This is a genomic window from Rhizobium arsenicireducens, assembly GCF_964021225.1.
This window is the reverse complement of sequence record NZ_CAXHYK020000001.1, coordinates 4,124,081-4,140,686: the sequence shown is the minus strand read 5'-3', so window position 1 is coordinate 4,140,686 and position 16,606 is coordinate 4,124,081. Positions and strand designations below refer to the sequence as shown.

Genomic DNA, 16,606 nt, shown 5'->3' with positions numbered 1-16,606 from the left:
GGACGGTCAGTCGATGCCGCCGCCTGTGGGTTCTTCACCGTCTCCGGAAGATTCCGGGGTAACGTCAAGAACAGCCGCATGCATCTTGATCGTTGCCTTGCCGGGCACGCAATCGGTCATGCAGGGCTCCGACTTGTCGACATAATGCGGCTCCTGCAGGCGGTCGTCGTCGATGAAGTTTGCCTCGTTCGGCAGCCTGATCGAGGTGAAATTCTCCTTCGACAGTTCGAAGTCCTCATCCGACACTTCATCGTTGAGATAGAGCAAATAGGCCGTGAGCGCATAGACATCGTCATCGGACAGCGAGCGGGCATCCCCGAACGGCATCGCGCGACGCACATAGTCATAGACGGTCGACAGGTAAGGCCAGAAGGAGCCTATTGTCTTCTCCGGCCGATCGGCCTGCAATGTCCCATGGCCGCCAGCCAGAACCGGCCGACGCCCGACCGCTTCGCCGAAATCTCCGTGACAGGAAGCGCATTGCTCGTCATAGATTTCCATGCCTTCGGCAACCGTGCCGCTGCCTTCCGGCAATCCGAGACCGTCGGCACGGACATCGATGTCCCAGGCGGCGATTTCCTCAGGCGTTGCCTCGCGGCCGAGCTTGAAATGCGCGCCAACGCCCGGGCCGGCGGCCTTCCGCTCTGCACTTGCCTCGCTATCTCCCACCGCAGCTGGCGCTTCGGCGGTCTCAACCGGCTTTTCCGCCAGATTTGCCGCGCCTTGCTCAGCCTTCGGGGCTTCTTGGACTTCGATCTCTGCGGATGCCGGGACGGCGGCTGGGGCAGCAGAGAAGGTTTCAAGATAGGCGATCACATCGTTGATCTCCTTTTCCTTCTTCAGCCCCGCAAAGGTCATCTTGGTGCCCTTGACGACGTCTTTGGGATTGGTCAGGTAGGCGTGCAGTGTAGGGTCGTCCCAGACGAGCCCGCCTTCCCCGGCCTTCATCATCGCGGGGGAGTATTTGAACCCGTCAACCGTGCCAGCCTTGCGTCCGATGATATCATTCAGCATCGGTCCGACCTTGTGCTTGGCATTCTCACCGACGGTGTGGCAGGCGGCGCATTTGCCGAAAATCTTCTTGCCCGCATCGGCATCGCCACCGAAGGCATGGGGTGTCGAGGCCAGCAACAGTCCAACGGACAGAAGCAGCGATTTACGAAATTTCGACATTCTCGATGCCTCCGTCCTTGTTGACGTACCAGGTCTGGATGCCATTATTGTGGTAGATGGAGTTGGTGCCTCGGACGCTGCGCAACTGGTCCTTGGTGGGCTGAATCAGGCCTTGTTCGTCGATCGCCCGTGACTGCAGGAAGAGCTTCCGAACCGTCCCAGTCGAACTCGTAGTAGAAGCGATGCAGAGCCTTCGGCAGGCTCGGTCCGTCGATACGCGCCGTATGCCAGTTGCGTCCCCCGTCGATCGTCACATCGACACGCTTGATCGTTCCGTGACCTGACCAAGCCAGACCACTGAGGACCAGCGGTCCTCTGCCATGCTTAATCGGAGCCTGTGGGCTTGGACTGGTGATGACGGATTTGACATCCATCGCCCAGGTGAACCGCCGCGATTTGCCGTCCGGCAAAAGGTCGGTGTATTTCGAGGTTTCCTCGCGCTGCTGCCAGGGCTCGTCGCCGACTTCGAGCCTTCGCAGCCACTTGATCCACATATTGCCTTCCCAGCCGGGAACGACGAGTCGCAGCGGATAGCCCTGCTCGGCACGCAGTGCCTCCCCGTTCATGCCGAAGGCGACCAGACAGTCATCGAGCGCCTTTTCCATCGGGATCGAACGGGTCATGGCGGAGGCATCTGCGCCTTCGGCGAGCAGCCACTTGCCTTCTGGCTTGACCCCGGCTTCCGCCAGCAACGTCTTCAGCGGCACGCCCGTGTACATCACGCAATGCAGCATTCCGTGGGTGAACTGGCAGCCATTGAGCTGGGCGCCGCGCCATTCCATACCGGAATTGGCCGCGCATTCGAGGAAGTAGACCCTGTTCTCGCGTGGGAACCGTTTGAGTTCCTCCATCGTGAACACCAGCGGCTTGTCGACCAGGCCGTTAATCATCAGACGGTGGGCGGTCGGCTCGATCACTGCGACCCCACCATGATGGCGCTCGAAGCACAGCCCGCTCGGCGTGATGATCCCGTCGAGTTCATGCAGCGGCGTGAAATTGATCGACGAGATGGAGTCAGACGTCAGCCACGGCACGTCCTTGCGCACCACATGCGCCTCGAACTCCGAGGGCATGCCATAGGGCTTGGCATCGACACCGTCGCCAAGCAGGCAATTCCAGTCCTGGACTTCGGTAATGAGCGGATCGCCGGCGGCAAGCGCCCTTCCGGCCGTTGCGGCACCGGCAAGCGCAACGCCCCCCATCAGGCCGCCCTTCAGGAAGCTGCGGCGCCCGGCCGACTTCGGGTTTTCAGGATTTTCCATCGGCTCCTCCTTTGCCTCCATTGTATGCAAATATTCTATTATTTCTATATATCATGCCGCACTTCTGCGCCGCCAGCGCAGCCTCCATCTTTACCGTCAGATGACCTTCACGGAACGGTTTTCCTGCAGATTGACGACCGGATTTTTCGTCAGATAGTCCTCAACGACATCCCAGATCGGCGGACCTTCGGTCGCCTCATTGATCGAGGCCCACCCGGCAACCACATATTCTTTTGCAGGCTCAATGGCCTCGCCGGTTTTCAGCATGGTCATCTGCGAGATGCGGCTTCCCATGCTGCCGTTGGGGTCGATCGTGTAGCCCATGCCGCCGACGCGAACCATATCCCCGCCTTGCTGATAGTAAGGATCCTTGTTGAACAGGTTGTCGGCGACATCCTCGAGGATGTCTTTGAGCATCTGGCCGCTCATGTTCGAGCGATAGGCGCTCGGATAGGTCATCGAGCAGGCATTGTGCACGTCCTCGACCGTAATCTTTTGGCCGGGAAGGACTGATGTCCCCCAGCGGAAGCCTGGGGACAGGGCGATGTCAGCCTCGCGCACCTCGAGCAATGCCTCGCAGATCAAGTCGTCGAAGGTGCCGTTGAAATTGCCACGTCGATAAAGAAGGCCCTCCGCGGTCGCCAGTTCGCGCGTCAGTTCGCCCAGATGGGGTGCGCGAATGTCCTCTATCATTTTGGCCATCTCGGCATCCGGCGAAATCACGTCCGAAAAGACTGGGATAAGTCGGTGCCGATAGGATTTCAGCGCGCCGTCCTGAACGTCGAGATCAAGCCGTGTGATGAACTTGCCGTGCGATCCGGAAGCGATCACCAGTGTCTTGCCAACGATCACCGGTTCCGGCAGGGCGTCGTGGGTGTGGCCCGCCAGAATGATATCGATACCCGGGACGCGCGCGGCCATGGCGCGGTCGACGTCGAAGCCGTTGTGAGACAGAAGCACGACCAGATCCGCCCCTTCGGCCCGCGCCGCCGCGACGTTCTTGGCCACCTCGTCCTCGCGGATGCCGAACGACCAGTTGGGAAACATCCAGCGCGGATTGGCGATCGGCGTATAGGGGAAGGCCTGTCCAAGCACGGCGATCTTCGCGCCCCCCTTCTCGAACATCTTGTAGGCCTCGAAGGCAGGCTCGTTCCATTCCGCGTCGAAGATATTGCCGCCGAGGAAGGAGAACGGCAGCCCGTCGATGATCTCTTGAACCCGGTCCGTGCCGTAGGTGAATTCCCAGTGTCCGGTCATGGCGTCGGGCTGGAGCGCATTCATGGCGTCGACCATGTCCTGCCCCTTGCTCTGCAGGGACGTATAGCTGCCCTGCCAGGTATCGCCACCGTCGAGCAGCAGAACATTGTCGCCGCGCTCGGCCCTGATCCGCTTGACGATGGTGGCGATGCGATCGAGCCCGCCCATCTTGCCGTAGCTCTTTGCAAGCGCGACATAGTCTTCGGAAGTCATTGCGTAGGCTTCCGGCGAGCCCGGCTCGATATTGTAGAGCTTGAGGAAATCGGCACCGGTCACATGCGGCGGCAGACCGGCGACATCGCCTACCCCAAGGTTGATCGATGGCTCGCGGAAATAAACCGGTACGAGCTGGGCATGCAGATCGGTGACGTGGATGATTGTGACGTTGCCGGTTGACTCAAAGTCAAGAAGGCCGTCCTCGGTCAGCGCCTGCTGGGCAACAGCCTGTGACCAGCGGCCGGAAAGCCCGGAACCGGCGATCGCAGACAAGGCGGCACCCGCCATGAGCAATTCACGTCTTGAGAACATACACTTCTCCCATGAACACGAGTGCCCTCGCGGCAAATCTCGCGCTACCGTCATCTTCGTTTAGGGACGGCGGCTACCCCGCCGCCGGTTTTATTGGCGGACAGCCGGCGTCTCGACCGACAGGCCGAGACCGCGCCAGGTGACATAGACCTCGAGCGCCATCAACTCATCCGAGAAAGCCTTGGGCATTTCGGCGCGCGTATCGCGGATGCAACCGCGGAAGCGGTTGTGCAGGGAGACCATGCCGGCAGTGTTGAAGCGATATGTCGGGAAGCCGTTGACCTGCCCCTGACTGAGATGGTCCGCGCGGATGAACTTGCCCATGCTGTTCTCGTGACAGTTGGAACACGACAGATTCAGCTGGCCCATGCGGGTGTAGTAGAGATCCTTGCCCTTGTCCCACCAGCTCTGCATCTCTCCCTGTGTGAGATCAACCGAGACCGGCGTGCCAAGCGACTGGTACTTGATATAAGTCGTCAGCGATTTCTGGTCCTCGGCATCGAACTTGTAGGCTTCGGCGCCCATATTCTCGGTGCGGCACTTGTCGATCTGCAATTCGATGTTGAGCGGCTTGTTGGCCGCGGCATCCCACTTGGGATAACGCGCGCCGATGTCCTTCATCGACACCGAGGCGTCGTCATGACAGGAAGCGCATGACTTGCCGGCGGTTCCGTCCACGGTGTTCCAGATCTCCTCGCCGCGTTCGACCGAGAGCATGCCGGGATTGGCGAAGGAATCCGCTTGCGTTGCCCGGGTCTCTGCTTCGCGGAACAACCAGCCCGAAAGCACTTCATCGAACGGATGACCTTCCGGCGCCTTGGTGCGGGTGATCATTTCCTTGTCGTCGATAACCAGCGTCTCATCCACCGGGTCCGCAAACGCGGCACCCAGGGGACAGCTCATTCCCAAAAGGCCGGCGGCAAGCGCCAACGAAAGTCTTCTCATGGTTACCCCTCCCAAGATAACGGCGAACGTTCCTCATCGCCCGCGACGGATCGACTGCGGCGCCTTCGCGGCCATGCGCGAAGGCGGATAGTTGGCTGCGCCGGAAAGGGCGCCGCCGGGCGCAAAAGCGCCTCAGTTCACGGTGATGGGCTGCTCGTCGACATAGGCGGAGCCGTCGTCATCGGTCCAGGTGAACTTGAACGTGCCCGTCTCGCTGACGAGCGCACTGAACTCGAAATACGGGTTCGCGGAAACCGCCGGATCGATGTCGCAGGAGAACACCGGCTTGCCGTTGAACTCGCAGGCGAACTTGTTGATGATCTTGCGCGGGATCGGGTTGCCGTCCTTGTCCTTGCGCTGACCGGATTCCATCTCGTGGCTGATCAGTGTCTTGATCAGCACGATTTCGCCGGCCTTTGCCGTTTTCGGGACCTTGATCCGCGGCTTGGGTGCTGCTGCCATTTCATCAATCTCCTCTGTAAAAGCCGATCAGCCGCCGCAGCCGCCGATGGTGACCTTTACTTCCTTCTTGTCCATGTAAACCGAGCCGTCCGCCATCTTGGCGACGGCAATGACATTCTGCGTTTTGGCCAGGCGAATGCGCGTGGTCGCCGATGCCGAACCGCTGAGCGCGGTAAAGTGGAACGTCACCACTTCAGGATTCGGATTGCCGTCCGCCACGATCATGACCGACTCGACCATGTCGCCGTCCTTCATGGCGCTCTCGACATCGAAGGATATCGGCACGGTATTGCCGTTCTCGGCAATCTCGGGCGCGGTCAGCGTGATCTTACCGGCCTCCGGCGTCTTGCCGCCGGCAAAATCGGCGATCCGCTTATCTGTCGACGGAATGTCCGCGAAGGCCAAACGCCCGCCGGCCGCCGAGACGGCCGCGACACCCGCCGTCATGGCCAGGACCTGTCGCCTTGTCAGTTTCATGATTTTCTCCTCCATGACCGCGCCTAATTGGCGTCCTTCAAGGTGACCAGATAGGCCACCACGTCTTCAACCTGTTGAGCGGTCAGGATCGTCTTGCCGACGAGGTCCTTGCGCACATTCACACCCGCTTCGAGGCTGTAAAAGCCAGGCATGACCGAATCCGGGTTCAGCGAATGCTTGGCGTTGACCACGATGCCGCGCAGCTCTTCCGGTGACCACCGGTCGGCGACGCCGTCCAGGGCCGGGGCCACGTCGCCATGGAACTGCTCCTTGGCCAGGGGCGTCACCACATGGCAGGCAAGACAGTTGCCCAGACCACGGTCGGCGAGCACTTTCGCCCCGTCTTCCGGGTTGCCGGGAACCCCGGTGAGCGAGGTGGTGATCGTGGTGCCGTCGTATTTGACGTCGGCTGGCGCGATTTCCCCGGCTAAGGCCATTGGGACGGGCACCAGCGCCGAAAAGACGACAAGGTAAGCTGCGACTAACTTCATTCCTAGAGTCCTCCCAAACTCCCGAACCGGCTAGCGATCCGCTCCTCCGCTCAAACGATATCCCTGCGCTTGATTCAGATCAATAGAAAAATATAAATTCTTGCATATATTACACGCCATTGATTTCATGACCTATTCCTCCAGTTTTCCCGCCGCGCGCAGCTCGTTAATGATCCGGGCGTGGTAAACTTGAAAGTGTTCGCCACTCTCGTAACCCTTTTCCTGCACCCAACGAAACATGTTGAGGAATGTCAGTTTTCCAAAGGCGCCGGGCATGGTCGCGATTGCAGCCTTGCTGACCGGAACCTGTTCATCGAGAGACTCTGGAAGGAAGACGATCGTCGGAGTGAAGATAAAACCCCACTTTCGCGCTGCCGACTTCTCGGTGAGTGTCTCGCCGTCCGTGTCCGTGACCTCCTCGTCGCCGAACATGTTGTATTGAACGACCATGAAGTTAGCCTTGATGTAGTCGCGAACTTCAGGATCGGAGAGGATCTTCTCGTGCATCTCCCGACAGTAGATGCAGCCGCGCTGTTCGAAGATGATGGCCAGCCGCTTTCCCTCGGCCTGCGCCGCTTCGATATCCTCCGCGATATCGCGGAATGTCATGGAGAACCATGGCTCCTTGTGCAACCCGTCGTCGCCGACCTCGACGGCCATGGCCGGCGTCAGCAGGAAGGCGAGCATGGCAAATGACAGGCCTAACATTCTCAACATGATTTCCTCCTAACCAATCGATTGGAATACCGGGAATGTCTCGAGCAACCAGAAGGAGATCCGGGACATCTGACCGGTGATGAACAGCAGCCCGGTCGCAATCAGGAACAGACCGAGCGCAATCTCGACCTTGCGCAGGTGGCGGCGAAACCGCATCGCCCAGTCCAGGAAGCGGCTGGCGAAAACTGCGGCCAGAACGAAGGGGATACCGATACCAAGCGAATAGACTGCGAGCAGGAGCGCCCCCTGGACAGCAGAGCCTTCGCTACCGGCGATAAACAGGATTGCGGCAAGAATCGGCCCGACGCACGGGGTCCAGCCGAAGGCGAAGGCGAGACCAAGCACATAGGCCCCGGCCAGCCCCGCCGGCTTCTTGTCCACCTGTACGCGCGCTTCCCGGTAGAGGAAGCCGATGCGGAAAACGCCTAGAAAATGCAGCCCCATGATGATGATGATGACGCCGGCGATGACCGACAGGACATCAAAATATTGGGCGATGGTCTTCCCAACCAGGCTGGCAGTGGCGCCGAGCGCGACGAAGACGGTGGTAAAGCCGAGCACGAAGAAGATTGCCGAGAAGACGATCTGCCGGCGCTCAGCCGGACCTGGCGAAGCGTCCTTCAGCCGGTCGAAGCTGACACCGGCAAGCCACGCCAGATAGGGCGGCACGATCGGCAGAACGCATGGGGAAACGAAGGACAGCAAGCCTGCAAGAAAAGCCCCGCCCAGACTGACATCAAGCATTCGATCCCTCCCAAGATCCACGCACGCGTCAACGAATGCACTTCCAATGTATGCAAATTAATCTATATATTGCAAACGACAAATCGAGGGATTTTCGTTGAGCTATTTTTTTCGGCTGATGCTTGTCTTCGGGATCCTTTCTGCCGCGCTTCAGGCGCGCGCAACCGAGCTTGTCGTACTGGAGCAACCCGGATGCCCCTGGTGCAGACAGTTCAATGCGGAAATCGCGCAGGCCTGGCCAAACACCCCGGAAGGCCGGATCGCCCCCCTACGGCGCGTCGACATCACCGAGCCATGGCCGAAAGATCTGGCGGATGTGCAGCGCGAGCGGTTTACGCCGAGCTTTATTCTGATGCATGAAGGCAAAGAAGTCGGTAGGCTGCGCGGCTATGTCGGCGATGAGTTTTTCTGGTTCAGGATTGGGGAACTGATTGCCAAGCTGCCGCAGTAGCGATAGCCGGCATTTAAAGTGGCATGAAAAGAGGATTTCGGTAATGAGCCTGCCAAAGGTTAGCGCATTGCGGTCGTTGGAAACCCGGGGGCAGCTTGTCGTCCAGGCGCGCAAGGCGAGCGAACTGCTCAAGGCACTGTCTCACGAAGACAGGCTTCTGATTCTGTGCCTGCTGACAGAGGGTGAAAGATCCGTTTCCGAACTGGAAGAGATCATGGACATGCCGCAGGCGGCGGTGTCGCAGCAGCTGGCCCGCCTGCGATTTGACCGGTTGGTCAATACTAGGCGCGACGGCCGGACGATCTACTATTCGCTCGCAGGCAAGGAAGTCTCGTCTGTCATCGAAAACTTGTACGACCTCTTCTGCGCCGAGGTGCGGCGCGACGAATGAAAGCCCCGTAGGCCGGCGGGGGAGCGCCGGCCTGCGATACACGCGGGCCGCAAGGCCAAGGGAGGAACGAATGGATTTTTCCGCATCGCCGTGGCTTCTGCCCGTCGCTGGCCTGCTGGCCGGCGTGTTGATGGGTTACGTCGCCCGGGGCCAGCGTTTCTGTACGATGTCCTCGCTCGAACGGCTCTGGTATGCCGGAGATAGCACAGGCGTGCGCACCTGGATGCTGGCGGCAGCCATGGCGCTTGTCTTCACCCAGGTCCTGCACGCCTTCGGCTGGGCCACGCCGAATGAGAGCTTCTATGTCCGCTCGGGCTTTGCCTGGACCGGCGCCATTGTCGGCGGCATCCTGTTTGGTTTCGGCATGGCGCTCGTCGGAACCTGCGGCTTCGGTGCACTGGTGCGGCTTGGAGGCGGTAGTCTGCGATCGCTGGTCGTGCTGATCGTATTGGCCCTGAGCGCACTTTCGGCGCAGAAAGGGCTGATCGCCCAGGCTCGCGTGCCCCTCGTCGATGCTATGGCGATCGACATGAACTTTGCCGGCGGTCAGTCGCTCGGTCTTATCCTTTCCCATCTCACCGGCTTCGATGTCCAGTTCCTCGTGGCAGCACTCGTGGCCGGCGGAATGCTCTGGTGGATCTTCGCCGATGCCCGTTATCGCAGACATTACCGGGCCATCGCCACGGGCTCCGTCATCGGCGGTGTGATCGCCTTCGGTTGGTTTATGACGGCATGGGCCGCAGAAACCTCCTTCGAAGTGGTTCAGCTCGAAGCCGGTTCGTTCGTCGTGCCGGTCGCCGACACGCTCCTGCATCTCGTGACTTTCACCGGTTCCATCCCTGATTACGGCGTCGGCCTGGTAGTCGGAGTGGTGATCGGCTCGAGCCTCAACGCCCTTTTCCGGCGCCAGGTGCGGTGGGAAGCCTGCGACGACGCCCGCGAACTCAGCCGTCACCTGTTCGGCGGGTTTCTCATGGGAGTTGGCGGCGTCCTATCGATGGGCTGCACCATCGGCCAGGGCGTCACCGCCGTCTCTACACTGGCGATTTCAGCTCCAATCGTCCTCGCCTCGATCATGATCGGCGCCCGGATGGGACTGTCCTATCTAATCGAGGGTTCACCGCTCGCGGTCTTCTCGACATCCAGGGCCTGAGACACCGCGCCGAGCGTGGCGTCTCAGGCCGGACAATGCCGGACCAACTCGATCAGGCCGGAACAAAGACGTAGGCGGTTTCCTTGCGCTCGACGTGGCCTATGCCGGCATGGTCGAAATGGTAGCCTATGATCGTCGCCTTGTCGGCGACCAGACGGTCGAGAAGGGCTGCCCGGGTCGCGGCCCCCTTCTCCTGGTCGTGATCGCTTCCCGTGCGCCATTCCGGATGGGCAAACGAGATCGCCGTATTGCTGAGGGCATCGCCGCCGATCAATGTCGGTTCGCTACCACCGTGCACGAGAAAGGAAAGATGGCCGGGCGTATGGCCGGCTGTATCCACCGCCTCGACGCCAGAAAGCACTTCCTGGCCCGGCTTGATGAAGTTCACCTTGTCTTCGATGAATTTGAACCGGGCCTGCGCGCCAACAACGAAGCTCTGTCGCTCCTCCGGCATTCTTGCCAGCGTTTCAGCGGAAGACCAGAAGTCCCATTCCGTCTGGCTCATATGATAGGTCGCTTCGGGGAAGACCAGTTCATCGAAGTCGTCCGTCACGCCCCAGAGGTGGTCCGGATGAGCATGGGTGAACACCACATCGGTGACCGATGCCGGATCAATACCGGCTTCGCCCAAGTTTTCGAGGAGCCGCCCGGCGCTCGACATGAAATTCGAACCGGATCCCGCATCAAACAGCACGACATGGTCGCCGCGCTTCAGCGCCGTGACATTGCAGTCCGGCGAGAGCGCATCAGTCGGCAGGCCGTTCGCGACGAGGAAAGGCTCAAGTTCGCCCTTCGGAACGTCCGGATAGAGAAAAGCCATCGGTAGTGTGAGGTTGCCGTCGCTGATGGTCAGGATCTCCCCCTCTCCTGCCGCGATTCGGCCCAGCGAGAGGGCGGGTCGCGGTAGTGCCGCGACGGCAAGCAGTCCCAACCCGCCGTACAAGAAGCCGCGGCGCTCGACACTGCCGCGCATGATTTTTGTCCTGCCGTGATAATATGTCATGGTCTTCCTCCCGTAAGGCGAAAACACATATCTTTTTTTGCATATTTCTACAACACAGGCTAAGGTCCATTCTCGCTTTTGATTTTTTGGAGGAAATCGCATGCACCTGATCAGATCCGCCACCATTGCAGCGTCAACCCTATTGCTCGGCGCATCGCTGGCTTGGGCACAGGACGACGTCACGACCTATACGACGGACGCCCCCTTTTCCGAGGTTATCGCCGACCTTGAAGATGCGGTGGTGAACCGCGGATTTGTGGTCGACTATCACGGCCATATCGGCGACATGCTGGACCGCACGGCCGGTGACATTGCCGGCTCCAAGCCCCTCTACAAGGGGGCGGAAATCCTGCAGTTCTGCTCTGCCACGATATCGCGCACGGCAATGGAGGCGGACATCGGCAACATAGCCTATTGCCCCTACGTCCTATTCGCCTACGAACCGGTCGAAGATCCAGGAAAGGTCACCCTCGGCTTCCGCCGCTTGCCAGACGGCGGCGGTCGCGACGCGGTGAACACACTGTTGGAAGAAATTGCCCGCGAGGCTGCCGGCCAATAGCACTGGCGAAGCGCCTCGTGTTTTCGGAACGCGTCGCGCACATGCGCGGCGCGTTCGCTTTTTTGGCAATTTCACTGGCAAGCGCCCCTGCGATCGCCACGCGCTTGGCCAGTCCAAGGCCCCTTCGGCAGAAGCGACAAAACTTCACCACGACGGCCGGTGTCCGTTCCGAGGAACCGGCACTTGCCCGCCTGTCAAATTCGCCGCGCAACGGCTGTCACCAGCACTGACATCCGCTATAAGCGACACAGCGGGAAGACATTGGAGTTGTACGATGGAAACGACTGAGATCGGCAATCGTGCCGAATTTGCGCTGTGGGCGATCCAGCGCGCCCAGGAGATCGTCACGAACGAAGGCGCAACCTTCGCGCTCGCCGCGCGCGACATGGACGAGGAAGCAATAGCGTCGAGCGCCGCCGAACTCGGCAAGGCCATAGCCGATTCCATGCTGGAAGTATTCGACGGCCTGCTTGCGGACTGAACGCCTCAAAGCGTCTGGGTCGGTGATTTGGCAGCTTTGCTAGTTTGGCAGCGCTGCTGTCCGTCGCGCCGCAATTGCCTCTGCGAGGGTGCGACCGCATGCTCCATTGTCTTGACCCCGAACGCTATTTTGCCGAAGCTCTCGGCGATGTCCCGAACATCGGGCCGCCGCGCCAGCGCGGGAAGCCATAGCCGTGGATTTCGACGAGATCGATGTCGGAGGCCTTTTCGGCGATGCCTTCCGACAGGATTGCATCGCCCTCACGAGCCATGGCTCCAACCAGATGATCGGCGATCGCCTCGGCATCCAATGCGGGACCGGGCCGGACCAGGGGAGCGAGAAGGTGGCTGACCTCGTCTGAAGGAAGCGGACGGCGATTGCCGGACTTATAATCATACCAGCCGCCGCCGGTTTTCTGGCCCTTGCGGCCGGCCCTGACCAGAATATCGCCCAGCGTTTCGGGCACATTCTGGCCCGCCGCACGCGCGCCTTCGCGTTGCAGGAAGGCGATGTCGAGACCGCCGAGATCCTGCGCTTCGAAGGGGCCCATGGCGAAACCGTAGCCACGCATGGCCGCATCAATGGCCGCCATCGTCATGCCCTGCCGAACCAGCATTTCCGCCTCGGCGCGGTAGCGCTTCAGTATCCGGTTGCCAATGAAGCCTTCGCAGATGCCGGCGCGAACCGGAACCTTGCCGAGCACGCGGGCAAGTGTAAAGCCCGTCGCCAGCGTCGCGTCAGCGGTCTGCGGCGTCGGAACGATTTCCAGCAATTTCATGACATTGGCCGGGCTGAAGAAATGCAGGCCGATGAAACGGCCGGGATTGGCCAGGTCCTCGGCGATCGCCCGCGGATCGAGATAGGACGTGTTGGTCGCCAGCACCGCATCGGGGCGACAGACGCGACCGAGTTGCTCAAACACCTGGCGCTTGACAGAAAGCTCCTCAAAGACAGCCTCAATCACGAGATCGGTATCGGCAAGAGCTGCATAGTCCGTCGAGCCCGTGACACCGGCAAGCCGCGCTTCGGCGGCATCCTCGGTGAGACGTCCCCGCTTGACCGCTCCGGCGAAGATATCCTTGAGATTGGCGATGCCACGCTCGACGGCCGCTTCGTCCCGCTCGATCAGGATGACCGGCAGCCCCGCGTCGCGCAAGGCAGCGGCAATGCCCGCCCCCATCGTACCGCCGCCGATGACGGCAGCATTCCTCAGCGGCAGGGGCTGAACGCCGGACAGCGCCGCCGGCCGCGGTGCTGCGCGCTCGGCGAAAAAGACGTGGCGGAGCGCCGCCGCCTGGCGGGAGGCACGCAGTTCAAGAAAAGTGGCGCGCTCGAACTGCATCGCGGCGGCAAAATCCGTTCCCGTTGCCCGGCGCAGGCAGGCAAGGGCTTTCAGCGGCGCAACCTCGCCCCTTGCACGCTTGGCAATCGCCGCTTCGCTCTCCGCCCAGAAGGTATCCGCTGCTGTCGGCGCAAGACGATGCGACACCGGCTGGGGAAGCGGATGCGAAAGCGCGTCGCGAGCAAAGGCGATGGCGGCGACGTGAAGGTCGCCTTCGATGATGCTGTCGATCAGGCCAAGCTCCAGCGCCTGCGGCGCGCGCACCGGCTTGCCAGTGGTCACCAGATCAACCGCAGCCTCGACGCCGGCAAGCCGCACCGAGCGCACCGTTCCGCCGGCACCGGGCACAATCCCGAGCGTCACTTCCGGCAGGCCAACCGAAGCCTCTGCAGTGGCAATCCGGAAGCGGCAGCCAAGCGCGACCTCGAAGCCTCCCCCGAGCGCCGAGCCATGGATCGCCGCGATCCACGGTTTGGCCGCCAGCTCAATGCCCAAAACGACATCCGGCAGATGGGGCGGCTGGGGCGGCTTGTCGAATTCGCTGACATCAGCGCCGGCAATGAAGGTCCGCCCCGCACAGATGAGCACCACCGCTGCGACATCGTGATCATTGTCGAGTTCGGCGACTGCATCGACAAGACCCTGGCGCACGGCTTGGCTCAATGCGTTGACGGGCGGATTGTCGATCGTGACGACGGCGATGTTACCCTCACGGGCAATGGTGACGACGGACATGAGTATTCAGATTCCCAGATAGGCTTCTCGAATGCGGGGATCGGCGAGCAATTCGCCGGCCGGTCCCTCCATGGTGATCTTGCCGGTTTCCATGACATAGCCGCGGTCGGCGACGGACAGGGCGCCGAAGGCATTCTGCTCGACCAGAAGCACGGTGACCTTGAGGTCCCGCATGCTCTTGACCACGTCGAATATCTGCTGGACCAGAATGGGAGCCAGCCCCATCGAAGGCTCATCGAGCAAGAGGCAGGAGGGACGACCCATCAATGCGCGGGCGATCGCCAGCATCTGCTGCTGGCCGCCCGACAGGCCCCCGGCGGCCAGATTGCGCTTCTCCTTGAGAATCGGGAACATCTGGAAGGCATTGTCCATGTCCCGCTCGACCCGATCGTCGGTAAAGAGAAATGCGCCAAGACGCAGGTTTTCCTCCACCGTCAGGTTGGTGAAGATCTGGCGGCCCTCGGGAGACTGGGCAAGACCTCGCTTCAGCCGTTTGTAGGCCGGCGTGGTAGCAAGCGCTTCGCCGCGGAATATGATCTGTCCGGCACTGATCGGCTGCAAGCCCGACAGGCAGCGCAACAGCGTCGTCTTTCCCGCACCATTGGCGCCGACGATGGTGACGATTTCGCCGGAATCGATATGCAGGTCGATGCCATGCAGCGCTTCGATGCGGCCATAGCGCGACCGCAGTCCCTCAACTGTGAGCATGGGATGCCTCCTGTGCCTGGGTTCCGAGATAGGCCGCGATGACATCCGGATTGCGCGCGACGGCTTCGGGGTCGCCTTCGGCGATCTTCACCCCATGATCGAGGACGACGATGTGGTTGGAGATGCGCATCACCATCTTCATGTCGTGCTCGACCAGCAGGATCGAGACCCCCGAGGCGGCGACATCGGCGATCAGGTGGTCGATCTCCTCCGTTTCGACCGCGTTGCAGCCGGCGGCCGGCTCGTCGAGCAGCAGAACCTTGGTGTCGAGGGCAAGCGCACGCGCGATCTCCAGCCGCTTCAACGCCCCATAGGAGAGATTGCCAGCCTCGAGTTCGGCGGCATTGGCAAGCCCGACACGCGCCAGCAATTCTCGTGCCCCCGCTTCGGCCTCCCTGGAACGCCGGCGCGAGCCCGGAAGCCCGAGCAGGTCCGCGAAGACAGAGCCCTTTTCTTTCAGGTGAAAGCCGGCGATGGCGTTTTCCAGCACGGTCATGTTCTGGAAGATCTGCAGGTTCTGGAATGTGCGCGACATGCCGCGACGGGCCAGCAGATGCGGAGCAAACCCCGTCACGTCCTCCCCGTTTAGACTTACCTTGCCGGATCTCGGCATGTAGATGCCCGAGATCATATTGAACAGGGTGGTCTTTCCCGCACCGTTCGGCCCGATTATGGAAACGATTTCGCCTGAATTGACGGAAAAGCTCACATCATCCACGGCACGCAGGCCACCGAATGAAATTCCCAATCCCTCGACACTGAGAAGGCTCATGCTCCCCTCCCCGTAAATTGACGCAGCAGCGACGGCAACAGGCCCTCGCGCAGGAAGATCATGACCAGCATCATCACCAGCCCGAGCATGACCTGCTCGTATTCGGCAAACACGGTGAGCACTTGTGGCAAAAGGGTGAGAATGCCAGCCCCCAGGATCGCGCCCAGCACCGATCCGGCACCGCCCAGCACGGCCATGGTGACCAGTTCGATCGAATGCATGTAGCCCGCAACATCCGGCGTGATGAACTTGTTCTGCAAGGCCAGCAACGAGCCGGATACCGAAGCATAGACCGCCGAGATCACGAAGGCCTGCAGCTTCAGCCGGGATACATCCACGCCGACGGTGCTCGCAGCGATCTCGGAACCATGGAGCGCCCGCAAGGCACGGCCCGTCGGACTGTTATGGAGATTGAGTGCTAGCCAGGCACCGATCAGCAGGCAAAGCCCGCAGAAGAAATACCAAAACTGGGGCGCCGAGAGCTTGAGCCCTATGTCACCGAGTACTTGCCGCAGGCCGAGATCGGGAACCGCAATGCCGTCCGGCCCACCCGTGAGCCAGGCCTCATTGGAAAGCACCATGGAGACCAGGATGCCGAAGCCGAGCGACGCAACCGCAAGATAATAGCCCCTGAGGCGCAGGATCGGCCTGCCGACGACATAGGCGATCAGTGCGGAGAGCACGGCACCAAGGACTGCGGCAAACGCAGGATGAATGCCGAGATGGACAGGCGCAAGCGCCGAGGCATAAGCGCCGAGGCCGGCAAAACCCGCGTGACCAAGACTGATCTGTCCCGCATAGCCCGTCAGGATGACGATGCCGAGCACCGCCACGCCGTTCACGAACAGCAGCGAGCCGACACGGAAATAATACGCAGACGGAAAAAAGAACGGAGTTGCCGCAATGAGCAGCGCAAGCACCAGCAAGGTGGTCTGTTTTGTCGTGAGCCGCATCA

At 61.0% G+C, this 16,606-nt stretch carries 18 protein-coding genes and 1 pseudogene; 5 read left to right on the top strand and 14 right to left on the bottom strand.

Features of this window, described 5'->3' with window-relative positions; all coding sequences use genetic code 11:
* Positions 1-6: 6 nt before the first annotated feature.
* From ACWPVA_RS20215 to ACWPVA_RS20175, 9 genes and pseudogenes are all read right to left on the bottom strand, one after another.
* On the bottom strand, positions 7-1,173 hold the full coding sequence (locus ACWPVA_RS20215; protein WP_454289366.1) for a c-type cytochrome: 1,167 nt from the start codon (positions 1,171-1,173) through the stop codon (positions 7-9).
* Positions 1,157-2,435, bottom strand: a pseudogene (gene soxC, locus ACWPVA_RS20210) (sulfite dehydrogenase). The gene ACWPVA_RS20215 and the pseudogene soxC overlap by 17 nt, the downstream one beginning before the upstream one ends.
* Positions 2,436-2,531: 96 nt before the next feature.
* Entirely contained in the window at positions 2,532-4,220 is a 1,689-nt protein-coding gene (gene soxB / locus ACWPVA_RS20205; protein ID WP_454289365.1) for a thiosulfohydrolase SoxB, read from the bottom strand.
* 90 nt (positions 4,221-4,310) lie between these two features.
* Positions 4,311-5,123, bottom strand: coding sequence for a sulfur oxidation c-type cytochrome SoxA (gene soxA, locus ACWPVA_RS20200; protein WP_454289654.1), 813 nt, complete (start codon positions 5,121-5,123; stop codon positions 4,311-4,313).
* Between the two features lie 174 nt (positions 5,124-5,297).
* The gene (gene soxZ / locus ACWPVA_RS20195; RefSeq protein ID WP_454289364.1) at positions 5,298-5,627 is read right to left on the bottom strand and encodes a thiosulfate oxidation carrier complex protein SoxZ; all 330 of its coding nucleotides are present in this window, start codon (positions 5,625-5,627) and stop codon (positions 5,298-5,300) included.
* 27 nt (positions 5,628-5,654) lie between these two features.
* Entirely contained in the window at positions 5,655-6,104 is a 450-nt protein-coding gene (gene soxY / locus ACWPVA_RS20190) for a thiosulfate oxidation carrier protein SoxY (RefSeq protein ID WP_454289363.1), read from the bottom strand.
* Between the two features lie 23 nt (positions 6,105-6,127).
* Positions 6,128-6,595, bottom strand: coding sequence for a sulfur oxidation c-type cytochrome SoxX (gene soxX, locus ACWPVA_RS20185; protein WP_454289362.1), 468 nt, complete (start codon positions 6,593-6,595; stop codon positions 6,128-6,130).
* 132 nt (positions 6,596-6,727) lie between these two features.
* Positions 6,728-7,312: a SoxW family protein gene (locus tag ACWPVA_RS20180; protein ID WP_454289361.1), complete on the bottom strand. Its 585-nt coding sequence runs from the start codon at positions 7,310-7,312 to the stop codon at positions 6,728-6,730.
* 9 nt (positions 7,313-7,321) lie between these two features.
* On the bottom strand, positions 7,322-8,056 hold the full coding sequence (locus ACWPVA_RS20175; protein WP_454289360.1) for a cytochrome c biogenesis CcdA family protein: 735 nt from the start codon (positions 8,054-8,056) through the stop codon (positions 7,322-7,324).
* Between the two features lie 97 nt (positions 8,057-8,153).
* Between ACWPVA_RS20175 and ACWPVA_RS20170 the strand changes: the two genes are divergently transcribed.
* From ACWPVA_RS20170 to ACWPVA_RS20160, 3 genes are all read left to right on the top strand, one after another.
* Complete coding sequence (locus ACWPVA_RS20170) at positions 8,154-8,507, top strand: transcriptional regulator (protein WP_454289359.1); 354 nt, start codon at positions 8,154-8,156, stop codon at positions 8,505-8,507.
* A 43-nt stretch (positions 8,508-8,550) separates the two neighbouring features.
* Positions 8,551-8,898, top strand: coding sequence for an ArsR/SmtB family transcription factor (locus tag ACWPVA_RS20165; protein ID WP_454289358.1), 348 nt, complete (start codon positions 8,551-8,553; stop codon positions 8,896-8,898).
* A 70-nt stretch (positions 8,899-8,968) separates the two neighbouring features.
* Positions 8,969-10,051, top strand: a complete 1,083-nt coding sequence (locus ACWPVA_RS20160; protein ID WP_454289357.1) for a YeeE/YedE family protein — start codon at positions 8,969-8,971, stop codon at positions 10,049-10,051.
* Between the two features lie 52 nt (positions 10,052-10,103).
* Here the strand turns inward: ACWPVA_RS20160 and ACWPVA_RS20155 are convergent, their stop codons facing one another.
* Positions 10,104-11,054, bottom strand: a complete 951-nt coding sequence (locus tag ACWPVA_RS20155) for an MBL fold metallo-hydrolase (protein ID WP_454289356.1) — start codon at positions 11,052-11,054, stop codon at positions 10,104-10,106.
* Positions 11,055-11,154: 100 nt separating this feature from the next.
* Between ACWPVA_RS20155 and ACWPVA_RS20150 the strand changes: the two genes are divergently transcribed.
* Positions 11,155-11,613 (top strand): DUF302 domain-containing protein, encoded by a 459-nt coding sequence (locus tag ACWPVA_RS20150; RefSeq protein ID WP_454289355.1) that lies wholly within the window; start codon positions 11,155-11,157, stop codon positions 11,611-11,613.
* A 274-nt stretch (positions 11,614-11,887) separates the two neighbouring features.
* A complete protein-coding gene (locus ACWPVA_RS20145; protein WP_454289354.1) occupies positions 11,888-12,094 on the top strand; it encodes a hypothetical protein in 207 nt (68 codons plus the stop codon).
* A gap of 124 nt (positions 12,095-12,218) precedes the next feature.
* On the opposite strand, the gene ACWPVA_RS20140 is transcribed toward ACWPVA_RS20145, so the two are convergent.
* The 4 genes from ACWPVA_RS20140 to ACWPVA_RS20125 are packed head-to-tail and all read right to left on the bottom strand — an operon-like array spanning position 12,219 to position 16,604.
* The gene (locus ACWPVA_RS20140) at positions 12,219-14,171 is read right to left on the bottom strand and encodes a 3-hydroxyacyl-CoA dehydrogenase NAD-binding domain-containing protein (protein WP_454289353.1); all 1,953 of its coding nucleotides are present in this window, start codon (positions 14,169-14,171) and stop codon (positions 12,219-12,221) included.
* Positions 14,172-14,177: 6 nt separating this feature from the next.
* Positions 14,178-14,879 carry an ABC transporter ATP-binding protein gene (locus tag ACWPVA_RS20135; RefSeq protein ID WP_454289352.1) on the bottom strand — a complete coding sequence of 234 codons (702 nt, stop codon included), beginning with the start codon at positions 14,877-14,879 and terminating at the stop codon, positions 14,178-14,180.
* Positions 14,866-15,651 carry an ABC transporter ATP-binding protein gene (locus ACWPVA_RS20130; RefSeq protein ID WP_454289351.1) on the bottom strand — a complete coding sequence of 262 codons (786 nt, stop codon included), beginning with the start codon at positions 15,649-15,651 and terminating at the stop codon, positions 14,866-14,868. The genes ACWPVA_RS20135 and ACWPVA_RS20130 overlap by 14 nt, the downstream gene beginning before the upstream one ends.
* Positions 15,648-16,604 (bottom strand): branched-chain amino acid ABC transporter permease, encoded by a 957-nt coding sequence (locus ACWPVA_RS20125; protein WP_454289350.1) that lies wholly within the window; start codon positions 16,602-16,604, stop codon positions 15,648-15,650. The genes ACWPVA_RS20130 and ACWPVA_RS20125 overlap by 4 nt, the downstream gene beginning before the upstream one ends.
* Between the last annotated feature and the right edge of the window lie 2 nt (positions 16,605-16,606).